Consider the following 11,774-nt stretch of genomic DNA (forward strand, 5'->3'; position numbering starts at 1 on the left):
TATATGCTGCGTATTTATTTTATTAAAGAGTTATATATCTAATGAATTCAGTTGTATTTGATGCAATCAAAGCCCTTCTCGATGAAGGCAAAACCCCTACTGTAGCACTAACTAAAAGCCGTTTGGCGCAACCGGTTCCAATGCCGATGATTATTGCAGCAGTAAGCCAATATAAAAACAATCCTGATTCAATTAATAACTTCATGAGAAACCCACAGCAGTCAGATAATACTGAGCTTAAAACAAGTCAATTAGATAGAATTGAGCAAAAACTCGATAAACTTCTTGCGCTGCTAGAACAAAAATAATTTGAGACTATAAATGTTCGTTGTTGATTTAACTTTTGATTGCTACCAAGACACCACCCTAGAACAAGCCGAACAAGCAATAAATCGCTTAGTAAATGCACTGCGTTTTAATGGTCAAATAATGGGAGAAGAATTTCCAACCGTTTTAAAAGATGGATTTTTTATTACCCGCGTAATGTGCCCTACTGAAGATGCAATGCACCCGCTAAATAACAGCCCGTTTGTTAAGCACAGTATCGAAAAGTTACATAGTGCTGGGCTACTTGCGCCAAAAGTAAAAGTGATCGGACAAGATATTCACTCCAACGGTGCTGATTGCTGCAAAGAACCATCAAGTTATATTTTATATACAACCTATGTGCATACGTGCAGCCCGCTTTATTGTGGTGATGACTTTTTGCCTGTGCCGCTATTTCGTATTCCGGCAATTGCTAATGGTGACTATAAAACGCTTATAAAATGGCAAGAAGATTGGCAAGCCTGCGATCAAATCCAAATTAATGGCGCAACCCGTTGTGAGTTTCCGGCGCTTGAAGAAATATCGAGTATTCAAAGCGACTTATACAGACGCGGAAAAGACATAACAAAGCGAATTAGTTTTTTAACTAAAAAGCCAACCTATTATTATTTATACCGTGTAGGCGGCGTAGATAAAGCGTCTGAACTTGAACGAAAGTGCCCTAGTTGTAACGGCGACTGGAAATTACCTGAATCGTGGTTTGGGTTATTCGACTTTAGGTGTGAGCCGTGTGGCTTGGTGTCTAATATATCGTGGGATTTTCAGTAACTACTTTAATAAGCGCTTAAAATCAGCTTAGTGATAACGCTAAGCTGATTTATTAAACACGTTTTAAACCTCTAACGCCTTTAAAAAAGCATTAATGTTAGGTGCAAGTACATGGTGTGTTTTTTTGCCGACAAACTCTAAGCATACCTCGCCAGTGTGCACCAATACACTTACTAGTAAATCATCTTGATCTGTTAAACCAATAAATACTGTTTCTGGCTGCTTGAGCTTGCGTTTCATTAAAACGTGGCCCGTTATATTTTGCTGTAGCAAATTAAAGTCTTCTTCGTTCCATGCTTGTAGTAATTCAACCTGATGCCCATCAATACTTGCTAAAATACTTCCACCGTACATATGTCCGTATAGCTCGCTAAGCGCTTTTGGAAACTCAAGTTCTAGTGCACTGGCTAAATCATTAAGCGAACCTGCAGGTTGCTGACGCGCCCCCTGCCATTGAATGTTTCCTTGCTCGTCAACCTCACCAACTTCACATGGGCTTGGCCATTGCTCGTCATGCGCAATAAGTGGGTACTTTGTAGTGTTTTTAAGGGTATTTTCGCTAAATGTTTGATGAAGTTGTTCTATAAGCAATGCAACAGACATACTGTGAAACTCATTTAAATTAGATATAATGTCCCTATTGTAACTATTTAAGAGCAAACATGACAGATTACAGCAATTCTCCAGACCTTAAAGGTAGCGTATTAGGCCAATCTACTGAGTATGTAGATGTGTACACGCCAAGCTTGCTTTTCCCTATTGCGCGCAAACTAAATCGTGATGCTTTAAATATTGACGAAGCAGAGCTTCCATTTAAAGGCCAAGACATTTGGACAGGTTACGAGCTTTCATGGCTAAACAATAAAGGTAAACCGCAAGTTGCCGTGGCCTTATTTACATTTGAATGCCAAAGCAGCCATATTATTGAGTCAAAGTCGTTTAAACTTTATTTAAATAGCTTTAACCAAACCCGATTTGAAAGCATTGATGTAGTAAAACAGCATTTAATTGATGATTTATCAAACGCGGTTAACAGCCCTGTCAAAGTGACTTTATATAATCCTGATGATTACAATTGCTTACCGTGTACAGCGCTGCCAGGTGAATGTATTGATGATTTAGATATTGTGATTAATAATTACGATATTGATGCTAATTCACTTAAAGCAAAAAGTGATGAAGTAGTTACTGAAACGCTCTACAGCCACTTACTTAAGTCGAACTGTTTAATTACCTCCCAGCCTGACTGGGCAAGTGTCATTATACGATACACAGGCGAGCAAATATGTCGCGAATCGTTATTGCGTTATTTAATTTCGTTCAGAACGCATAACGAATTTCATGAGCAGTGTGTTGAGCGTATTTATAGCGATTTAACAACACAACTTAATATTAAAGAGTTAGAGGTTTACGCGCGTTATACTCGTCGCGGTGGGCTTGATATAAACCCGTATCGCTCTACGCATTATAACGATACGCCATTTGCAGTTAAAATTAATCGTCAGTAGGTTATTTTAAACTGGAATATTAGGGTCTGCTGACCTTTCAAGGTTAAATTTGCAGCAGTCTGTTTGGTATTTAGACAAGGCAGAGCCTATGCAGTGTGGTTGTTCCCCATAAATAGGCGATAACGTAGCATTAATGCCAAACAGGCGCTGCCCAAAGGGTTCTGCCTAGGGGCTATTCACTCTTTGTTGCTCGGTTTTGACTTAGCCCACTAGGTTACAAACCTCGCGCCGAGATTAAATAGCTCCTAGATTGAACAAATTTTAATCCGTAAAGATCAACAGACCCTCGTATTAAAAAAGGAGCCTAGGCTCCTTTTTACATTTTTTAATTAATACCAATTCCATTAAGTATGTGAGCTAAATTTTACGCCGAAAAAACAATTCAGTTCTAGGCGTAAATTGATGTAAATGGTGTTCCCTTTGCGAAATTTACAACAAAGAAATGGGTTGTTTTAGCAAGTAAAATAGATCAGCTATTTATTGGAATTGGTATAACTTCGCGCTTAGTGGGTATGGGCATACCACACACATCAACGTAGTTATGTGCTTTAACAAACCATGGTTCAACACGGTTTTTACGAGCACTAATTAAGTTTTTAAACACCGGTGAGTTTGTTTTCATCACTTTAAATATACTTTTATCGCTTTGTATATCGCCAAGAACTTGTATATTGGTAATTGGGTTAAACACTTTACCTTCAGTTGGTGTACGCGCTAAACGATTAAAATGCTCTATACCTGCGAGCAATCTACCAAACACCGTAATATTTTTATCAAGGTAGCGCGGGCCTTGCCCTATTGTTACAAAAAACTCCGTATTCGCACTATTTTTATCGTTGTCGCGCGCCATGGCAAACACGCCACTACAATGCACTTGCCATGTTTGCGTATGTGCTGAGTTTTGAGCTACTACAAAGCCGTTTAAAAAGCCGGTAACTGGTGCATATCCGTCGCCATTTAGCTCAGTAATTAAAAGTGGTTTGTTTGTTGTTAAATAAAACTCAGCTGGAACTGTTTTATCTGCAGTTTTAATTAACTTTTTACCCGAGCTGTCGCCACCTTGCGCTACAAAACCCTCAACAAACCGATAAACGCTGGTGTTTTTATAAAACCCTTCTCGCGCTAACTTTTTAATGTTTTGAGCGTGCTTTGGGGCAAGCTGTTCATTAAGTTCAATATACGCATCGCCCGTTGGCAGCGTTACCTTTAAAATATTTTGAGCATCCACTACTCGCCAGTCATTATCTGTTGCACTAGCAATTACCTCACTCGCGCTCAATAAAGGTAGCTCTTGTTTAGCAAAATCATCACCTAGTTGTTGAGCACAACCGCTCAATAAAACACTAAGCAGAGCTGGCAATATAATTTTTTTCATCGCTTATATCCTTATAATTATTATAGTTTTGGTTATTCCCAATCAAACTTATATAGCACATCAACATTTTGATATAGGCCGCTTGTTATTTCTATGTATAACTGTGAAAGTAACTGATAACGCACAGCCACTTCACTGAGCGAATCAAATACACCCACGCTATATTTAACTTGCAAACTGGGTGCTACGTATCCTGATATTTCTACTTTGGTACTATCACCACTACCTGATGAGCTTAAACTTACATCTGACAACCCAAAGGTTTCACCTACCTTAGAAACAACCCCTTCGCTGCGGCTAACCCCTTGAGAAAGTAATAACTGTGTGAGCATAGCATCGCTTGACGAACTTTCTCCATCGCCTAAAGGTTGGCCATTAAGTAAATATGCGAGTGCTTGTGCTTGATCCATCGCAGGCTCAGAAAATATTTTAAGCGTTGGTTGTTCAACATTACCCGTAAGCGTAACCCCTGCAATGACACCATTTGCAGTCGTGTCGGGGTTACGTATTGCTTTAATATTTAAAAATGGTTGTTCAATTGAACCGCTAAAACCTACTTGCCCGGTGCTGATTATTAAATCTTGCCCAAAGGCTAAGTAAGTACCTTCAATTAAGTTAAGCTCACCTGTGGCTATAATTGGTGCACCTTGACTCATTTTTATCGCTAAATCACCCGCAACTTTTGATTCCAAGCCAAACGATTCTACTTTTACATCGTTTTTAACAATCACTTTTAAATCTATGTCGTAATCAAACGGAACTGTTTCGGTGGCCTCGGTTTTTTGATCAACAATAATTTCATCATCGCTAACTTGCACTGCGCCCTCAGGAAGCTCTTCAATCATTATACGACCGTAAGGCATAACTACCTCACCAGCAAGCTTGAGTGCATTATTAGCCAAGCCTATTTTTAAATCCGGCGATACTTTAAAGGTAACCCCTTGCTGCGCGCGAACATAAAACTGATCGCCAACTACCGCCACATTTACAGCAGGTTGCGCACCTTGCCAATCAACGTCACCGGTGAGGTTTATTTTACCGCCCTGGTTGTCGTTTAAGTTGCCTTTTATTGTGGCTGTTGTTTTATCAAACAATACGTTTATATTTGATTTTTGCAGCGCTATAGGCAATTGCTCGCCCTCTAAACTAATATCGCTCACATTAAGCTCGCCATTTAATAATGGATCTTTTAACGTACCTGCTAACGCGACTTTTCCACTAATATCACCTTTTAACTGCTCAAGGGTTTCAAGAAATGGTTGTAAGTCTGAAAGGAGTATTTTATCAATATTAATAGTGCCGTTAAGCGCTTGCGTATTTTGTATGTCGTCAATATCAATTTGTGTGTTTATTTTACCAAGCACACTTGATTCTAAATTAGCTTCAAGCTTGCCAACTTGAGAGTCCGAAAATGCACTAACAGTTAGAGTTTCGATTGGTAATTTAAAACGATCTTCTTCCGAGGTAAGCACCGCTTCTAAGTCGCTAGAATCGATATTTGCGCGTAATGTTTTAAGCGCACCACTTTGCCAATTAAGTGCTACATCGCCAGTTATATTACCGCGAGTACGAATGCTATTAGGTAAAAAGTGCTTAAGCTCCTCAAGAGCTAAATTGCTTAGTTTAGCATTTAGCTGACCGAGGTTTTTTGATTGGGCTAAGGTGTCTATGCACAATTTACTTTGCTCAGATGCCCAACAATGTGCACTTACATCAAAGTCGCCACTTTGCGTATTAACCATAATGGCAATATTTTTAGTATTACTAAAACTAAGCTTTTTATCGCTGAGCGTTACATTACTAAGCTCGCCATTCCAAGTGGTATTATTAATTTTGCCATTAACTTCAAACTCTACACTGCCTTGCTCGGCATTTACATATGCCGTAAGTTGGTGATCTGTTTTGTCGCCGCTAATATCAATTTTAACGCTATTAATTTGCTGTTCGGCTACAAGCGCCGAACCAACACTTACCGAAACATCGGTTTGCCAATCGGCTGCGGTATCTAACTGCCCTTTTACTGATAATTTATTAATGTTTATTTCATCAAAAATAAAGCGATCGAGTATTAGCGCTAAATCAACAGAGGGCGTTAACCTTTCCCCTCTCACTTTTAAATTTGCGTTGCCATCAGCAGTAAATGGAATATTAGCTTTTTCATCACTTTTAAGCGTTACTTTGCCATCAACCTGCCAAGTGTCATCAACTTGCCCGCTTAGTGCTAATTTATTGGTGCCGCTACTTAAATAAAAACTATCAATATTAGCTTTTAACGTGTTGTCGAGCTTAAAGTTTGAGGCAAATTCTAGTGGCACGTCGTTAAGTAATCCGTTTAACTTTGTATTATTCATTTGTAGCTGCCACTTGTCGTCAGCTGCATTAAACGAGCCTTTAAACTGTCCTGAAATATCACTGGTAGCGGCATCAGTTAAGTACTGCGCTTTTAAGTTAGCAAGCGTGCCATTAAAGTTAGCCTGTATGCCTTTTTGCCAATCAACATTGGCTTGTATAGTTGCACTGCTTTCGTTCGCTTTAATGCTTAGCGCTTGTAAAGTTGCTTTGGTGAGACTGCCTTTTAATTGGGTATTTAAGTCAACAGCTGGGTACGCGCCTAATTGGCTATTCCCCTGCAGGCTAAGCTGGTAATCGTCGGCATTACCTTGTGCATTGAGGCTTACATTTCGCACTTTAAGCTCATTACTTTGTGCATCAATAAGCCACTGTTTAATTTTGCCATTTAACTCAAACGGATAGTTTTTTTGCTTTAAATTTGCCGTTGCCGTTAAACTAAGCGGATATTGTCCTTGCGTTTCTAAATTTAAGTTTAGATTTGATAAGTCGCCATTCAACTGCAAATTGGCTTGGTGCTCATCACTTTGTAAAACAACATTCCCTTTTATGGGCAAATTTCCTGCAAGCTCAGCATTAAGGTGCGTATTAAGCTGCCACTGCTCATACTTTGCTGAGAATGACTCTAAATTAATAACCGCATCTTCCACACTTAATTGCAGCGAGATGTTTTCAATAACATGCTGGGCTTCGTTTTGCTCAATCGTAATGTTAGCTATTTCAAAGTCTTCAACAACTAAATCAAGTGGTGAAGTAAATTCTATATTAGGCAGTGCGGGTAGGTGCGTCAAAGGCGCTTGAGTATTTTGCGCCATTTGTGTTTTCGCATCTTGTTCTTGCTCTTTTAAAGCAACAAGTATGGTGGGAATATTCAGGCTTTTAACCGTCAGCTTTGAACCCTCTGCTTTTGCTGAGAGTTTAAAGTTATTAACGCTTACGTTTGCACTTGGATGCTCTAGCGTAAATTTATTGATCGCAATGTTTTTTACAGCAATATTAAAAGGTAAGCTGATTTTTTCAAGCGGCTCTGCCGCGGCTTCTTCTTGTGACTCTGCAGTTTTTGGTAATGTTAAATTTATAGATTTAGCACTTAAGTTATCTATACAAATTCCATCGCACTGCCACCAAAACAAATCAATTTTCAATTGTTGTGCATTAAAGTCCAATCCGTTGCTAGTAAAGCGCACATTAAAGGCATCATTATAAATAAAACGGCCATTTTTAATCTCAATATGTAGTCCATCTACCGCTTTGTTTGCACTATAAGCAATAAATTGATTACCGGGTGCGGTAAATAACAAACAAAATAGTGAGACAACTAACGTGACAAAAATAGCACTTACGGCGGCTGTTATCTTTTTTAATACTGACATTAAATTTCTGGCCCTATGGTAATACTTAAACGTGTGCTTTTACTTTCTTTTGTTAATCCCCAAGCGTGGTCTATACGCACTGGGCCAACGGGTGTTAAATAGCGAAAACCAAAACCAGCGCCTACTTCAAAATCATCAGAAAAATCATTCGTCGCAGTACCACCGTCAACAAATAAAGCTGCGCGCCAGTTTTGAGCAAACTGATAGTTGTACTCTATTGTACTGGTTAGTAAGTATTTACCACCGATGAGATCGCCATCATCATTTTCCGGCGATATTGATTGGTACGCAAAACCACGAACACTTTGATCGCCACCTGCGTAAAAACGCAGTGAGTAAGGTACGTTTTCAATATCATCAACAAGCATTGCACCAACATTTGCTTTTAAAAACACTAAATGCTTATCTAAGTAAGTACGTAACCACGCATGTTGCATTTGAACCCTAATCAGATTAGTACTCGAAAGCACATCATCTAAGCCAAACTCAGCAGATATAAGCCACTGCTCTCCCCAGTATGGAGTCGTGCCGCCTTTTGATTTTTTGCGGGCGTAGCTAATGCCCGGCATTAACATTTCTGTGCTTTCTTCCTCTTCATCACCGATGCGGTAGGTTTCTTGGTCGCGGCGTAAAAATGCAGTACGCACCCACTTATTTTCGGTTAACCATTGGCGCTGAACCTGCCCAGTTAATATTTCACTGTAAGTGTCGTTTGTGAGCTCATCTTCTAATTTATAACCAGCAGAAAAACGCCATAAATCATCATTCGGATCATCAACTGGAATGGTATAAGCCATGGAAATATCTTGCTGCCTTTGCGCCACATTTAAATTAGTTTCGAGATAATGGCCGTCTTCTGTGATCCACGGTTTACTCCATTTAAAACGCACTTTGGGCCCTAAGTCAGTACTAAAACCGCCGCCAATTTCATAGCTATTTGCAGGCTTGTGCAACACATCTACCTTAATAGGTACTTGGCCATTTTTACGCGCAGCAATATCGGCGTAAACTCGCACGCTTGCAAAATAAGGGGTGCTTGATAAATCCAAATTATAGTCAGCAATATGTGTTGATTTATAAGGTTGACCCTGAGTAAAAGGCGCAAGCGAGCGTATGTATTTTTCAGCAGGCGTATTACTGGCAATTTTTATATCGCCAAACTGATATCTAACCCCAGTATCAATTACAAAAGTAATAACAGCACTATTTTTCTTAAGTGACACTTCTAATTTGCGCGCTGGCCACTTTGCATCAAAATAGCCAAGCTCCAATAGCATAGATTCTATTTTTTTATGAGCAGAGTCATATCTACCATGATTTAAAACATCACCTTGTTTTAAGTTGGTATTTTTAATTAATGCCTGTAATTGAGTATCATTTTGGCCATCGCCGTTTAGCGTAATATTAATTGCTTCTATGCGAGTTGCAGGACCTCGCTCAACTTTAACAATTAGCTCGCTGTCGTCTTTATCATAAATAACCTCGACGGTCGGGCTATAATAACCAAGTGCTTTAATGCTATTTTGTACTTGCTTTTGGGCATAACGACGAAGTGTACGGGTTGGTTTTTCACCAATTAACTGCTTGAGATAAAGGGCTACGTTATTTTCTAAATCACCACTTAACCCTTTAATTTCGTAATCTTCTATGACTTTTTCTGCCGCATAGCTATTTGTCGCAATTAAAGCGCTCACAACACATATGCAACGTAAAAACTTAATAAACAAGTAAATATCCTTACTTTTAATATCTTACATAAAACTGGCTAATTACGCGCATATTAGCATAGCCATAATGAGCAACACATTAACTTAATGACAATCTAACGCGTAAATTTAACTTTGAATAAGTATCAGCATAATTAAAATTAGTACGCGTTAAGACAATATTTTAGTTACAATAGTGCCTACGAATAAAAAATTAATTTTAAATGAGTTTTTAATGCAATTCCCTGATGATGATAACGGCCAACTTTTAGCCGAAATAGCCGCTGCTGGCATTGATTTAAATAAAATGCACCAAGTCGATTTTTTTATTTTATTTGAACAAGAAGCCGATGCTGAAAAATTTGCTAAAGAAATAGTCTCTGATGCTTTAGTTCAAAAGGCTGAACTTGAAAAATGTAAAGACACTGGCGTATGGGAAGTAATCACTCAAGTACAAATGGTGCCAGAGCACACCCTTTTAGGCCAAGCTGAGCAATACATTGAAAGCATTGCTAATAGCTTTAATGGATACGGTGACGGCTGGGGATTAATGGACGGTGACGAAGCTTAATTGCCTTTTAATTGTATTAGTTCAATGTACTCTATCAGTTAAGCTTAGCGGCTTAACTGATTTGCCTTCCTAAAATTGCCTTTATAGTCAAATAGCTTATCAGCCACTTTCCAACCATACTTTTTGCTTTTTCGTGCAATAACAAAATCTGGTGGTACTAATTCAAATTGTGCGCTTACTACTTGCGCTGCAGTTTTAAAATTAATAGGTGTTTGTCCAAGTCCTACTCGTAGACCAAATTGCTTATTAAATATAAATTGCCCGCCTTTATTTGCGAGGTTATATACCTCATCGCAACTTGCGCCATCTTCATCAAAATACGTTACTTTAATAAGTTCATCTTTAAGTTGAGTTACCGATAACCCACTGCATCGAAGCACAAGTGCGTCTTTTAAGTTTAATGCATTGCGTAACTTATCATCAGGGTCGGCCATTACCGCCCCGCAATCATGGCATTTACGTGCAGCAATATCATTTTGGGCACCGCACTGCTCACATTCTTTAAACCTAAAACGATAATCGCACTGCTCTTTTCTACCTTCATCATCTTCTAACAGGCCTTGGCAACGCCTGCCAAAGTGCTCTATTACTTTGCCAGTGGAGTCTGTTTTACCCCAGAATATATTCGCAAACCCACAACCTGGGCAAAGTACCTGCACAGGTTCATTATCACTATCGCCTTTTTTATCACCTACTTCTGGGTGAAATAAATTAAAACCATTGCCAGCATAATCTATTACTAAGCAATCCGTTTTTGATTCGGATAACCTTAAACCTCGCCCCACAATTTGTTGATATAAACTAACCGATTCTGTAGGTCTTAAAATAGCTATAAAGTCGACATGTGGCGCATCAAAGCCGGTTGTTAGTACCGATATATTAACTAAATACTTTAATTGCTTAGCTTTAAATTGCTTAATGATTTTATCGCGCTCAGTGTTTGGCGTATCACCTGTTATTAGTGCACTTTGATGAGCTGGCAAGTAGCTTAATATTTCCTGGGCATGCATTACCGTGGCGGCAAAAACCATAACACCTTCGCGCTCTTCACTGTATTGAATTACTTGCTGTAATATAGCCTGCGTTGCGCGCTCACTGTTTTTTAAAAGCGCATTCATATCATCAGTCGTATATTGCCCAAATGCATTGCTATCTAAGGACGAAAAATCATAATGGCTAATTGCTGCATCAACTTCGTTAGGTGGCGTTAAATAATTATGTTTGATCATATACCTGAGCGGCAATTCAAAAATACAACTTTTAAACGGGCTTTCTTGAGTACCCTTAACAAAACCATGATAATGGTGATGGTATATCCACCCCATTCCTAACCGATAAGGTGTTGCTGTTAAACCCAATACTTTTAACTGAGGGTTATACTCTTTTAAACTGTTTATTACTTTACCGTACTGACTTTTTTTATCCCCATTTACCCTGTGGCATTCATCAATAATAAGTAATGAATAATGCTCATTTAATTTATTTAAATTACGAGAAAGTGATTGCACACTGGCAAAGGTTACTTGATGGTTTAATGATTTTTCTTTTAAGCCTGCTGAAAATATACTCGCCTCTAAACCAAAACTTTTATATTTTTGCGAATTTTGCTCTACCAGCTCTTTTACATGAGCAAGCACTAATATTTTTTGCTTAGCTATACGCGCAAGTTCAGCAATAACCAAACTCTTACCTGCACCGGTTGGTAATACAATTACGGCAGGATCATTACTCTTTCTAAAGTGTAAAACGGTGCGTTCTACGGCTTCTTGCTGGTAAGGTCTTAGTTTATAGCTCATG

The 11,774-nt window shown here is 38.8% G+C and carries 9 protein-coding genes; 4 read left to right on the forward strand and 5 right to left on the reverse strand.

All coding sequences use genetic code 11. The features are described 5' to 3' along the window. Positions 1-41 precede the first annotated feature (41 nt). Positions 42-308, forward strand: a complete 267-nt coding sequence (locus tag H5120_RS17990) for a hypothetical protein (RefSeq protein ID WP_007378199.1) — start codon at positions 42-44, stop codon at positions 306-308. Positions 309-321: 13 nt separating this feature from the next. Then, a complete protein-coding gene (locus H5120_RS17995; protein ID WP_002958242.1) occupies positions 322-1,095 on the forward strand; it encodes a Zn-ribbon-containing protein in 774 nt (257 codons plus the stop codon). Between the two features lie 63 nt (positions 1,096-1,158). Here H5120_RS17995 and syd read toward each other — a convergent pair whose 3' ends face one another. Further along, positions 1,159-1,698 (reverse strand): SecY-interacting protein, encoded by a 540-nt coding sequence (gene syd, locus H5120_RS18000; RefSeq protein WP_138488796.1) that lies wholly within the window; start codon positions 1,696-1,698, stop codon positions 1,159-1,161. Positions 1,699-1,757: 59 nt separating this feature from the next. On the opposite strand from syd, the gene queF reads away from it, so the two are divergent. Then, a complete protein-coding gene (queF, locus tag H5120_RS18005) occupies positions 1,758-2,603 on the forward strand; it encodes an NADPH-dependent 7-cyano-7-deazaguanine reductase QueF (protein WP_182675672.1) in 846 nt (281 codons plus the stop codon). Positions 2,604-3,072: 469 nt separating this feature from the next. Here queF and H5120_RS18010 read toward each other — a convergent pair whose 3' ends face one another. Genes H5120_RS18010 through H5120_RS18020 form a run of 3 tightly spaced genes read right to left on the reverse strand, consistent with a single transcriptional unit; the run spans position 3,073 to position 9,427 of the window. Beyond that, positions 3,073-3,978, reverse strand: coding sequence for a peptidylprolyl isomerase (locus H5120_RS18010; protein WP_182675673.1), 906 nt, complete (start codon positions 3,976-3,978; stop codon positions 3,073-3,075). 32 nt (positions 3,979-4,010) lie between these two features. Continuing rightward, positions 4,011-7,700, reverse strand: coding sequence for a translocation/assembly module TamB domain-containing protein (locus tag H5120_RS18015; RefSeq protein ID WP_182675674.1), 3,690 nt, complete (start codon positions 7,698-7,700; stop codon positions 4,011-4,013). Beyond that, a complete protein-coding gene (locus H5120_RS18020; protein ID WP_182675675.1) occupies positions 7,700-9,427 on the reverse strand; it encodes an autotransporter assembly complex family protein in 1,728 nt (575 codons plus the stop codon). The genes H5120_RS18015 and H5120_RS18020 overlap by 1 nt, the downstream gene beginning before the upstream one ends. Positions 9,428-9,641: 214 nt before the next feature. Here H5120_RS18020 and H5120_RS18025 point away from each other — a divergent pair, with 214 nt between their 5' ends. Beyond that, on the forward strand, positions 9,642-9,977 hold the full coding sequence (locus H5120_RS18025) for a ribonuclease E inhibitor RraB (RefSeq protein ID WP_002958248.1): 336 nt from the start codon (positions 9,642-9,644) through the stop codon (positions 9,975-9,977). 44 nt (positions 9,978-10,021) lie between these two features. Here H5120_RS18025 and H5120_RS18030 read toward each other — a convergent pair whose 3' ends face one another. Further along, the gene (locus tag H5120_RS18030) at positions 10,022-11,773 is read right to left on the reverse strand and encodes a DEAD/DEAH box helicase (RefSeq protein ID WP_182675676.1); all 1,752 of its coding nucleotides are present in this window, start codon (positions 11,771-11,773) and stop codon (positions 10,022-10,024) included. Position 11,774: the final 1 nt, after the last annotated feature.

The sequence above is a fragment of the Pseudoalteromonas sp. SR43-2 genome, from assembly GCF_014163885.1.
In the GTDB taxonomy this organism is placed as follows: domain Bacteria; phylum Pseudomonadota; class Gammaproteobacteria; order Enterobacterales; family Alteromonadaceae; genus Pseudoalteromonas; species Pseudoalteromonas distincta.

Excerpts from the sequence above, each read along its gene's own strand:
- H5120_RS18025 (WP_002958248.1), top strand. The coding sequence starts at position 9,642 with ATGCAATTCCCTGATGATGATAACGGCCAACTTTTAGCCGAAATAGCC.
- H5120_RS17995 (WP_002958242.1), top strand. The coding sequence starts at position 322 with ATGTTCGTTGTTGATTTAACTTTTGATTGCTACCAAGACACCACCCTA.
- syd (WP_138488796.1), bottom strand. The coding sequence starts at position 1,698 with ATGTCTGTTGCATTGCTTATAGAACAACTTCATCAAACATTTAGCGAA.
- H5120_RS18010 (WP_182675673.1), bottom strand. The coding sequence starts at position 3,978 with ATGAAAAAAATTATATTGCCAGCTCTGCTTAGTGTTTTATTGAGCGGT.
- H5120_RS18015 (WP_182675674.1), bottom strand. The coding sequence starts at position 7,700 with ATGTCAGTATTAAAAAAGATAACAGCCGCCGTAAGTGCTATTTTTGTC.
- queF (WP_182675672.1), top strand. The coding sequence starts at position 1,758 with ATGACAGATTACAGCAATTCTCCAGACCTTAAAGGTAGCGTATTAGGC.
- H5120_RS18030 (WP_182675676.1), bottom strand. The coding sequence starts at position 11,773 with ATGAGCTATAAACTAAGACCTTACCAGCAAGAAGCCGTAGAACGCACC.
- H5120_RS17990 (WP_007378199.1), top strand. The coding sequence starts at position 42 with ATGAATTCAGTTGTATTTGATGCAATCAAAGCCCTTCTCGATGAAGGC.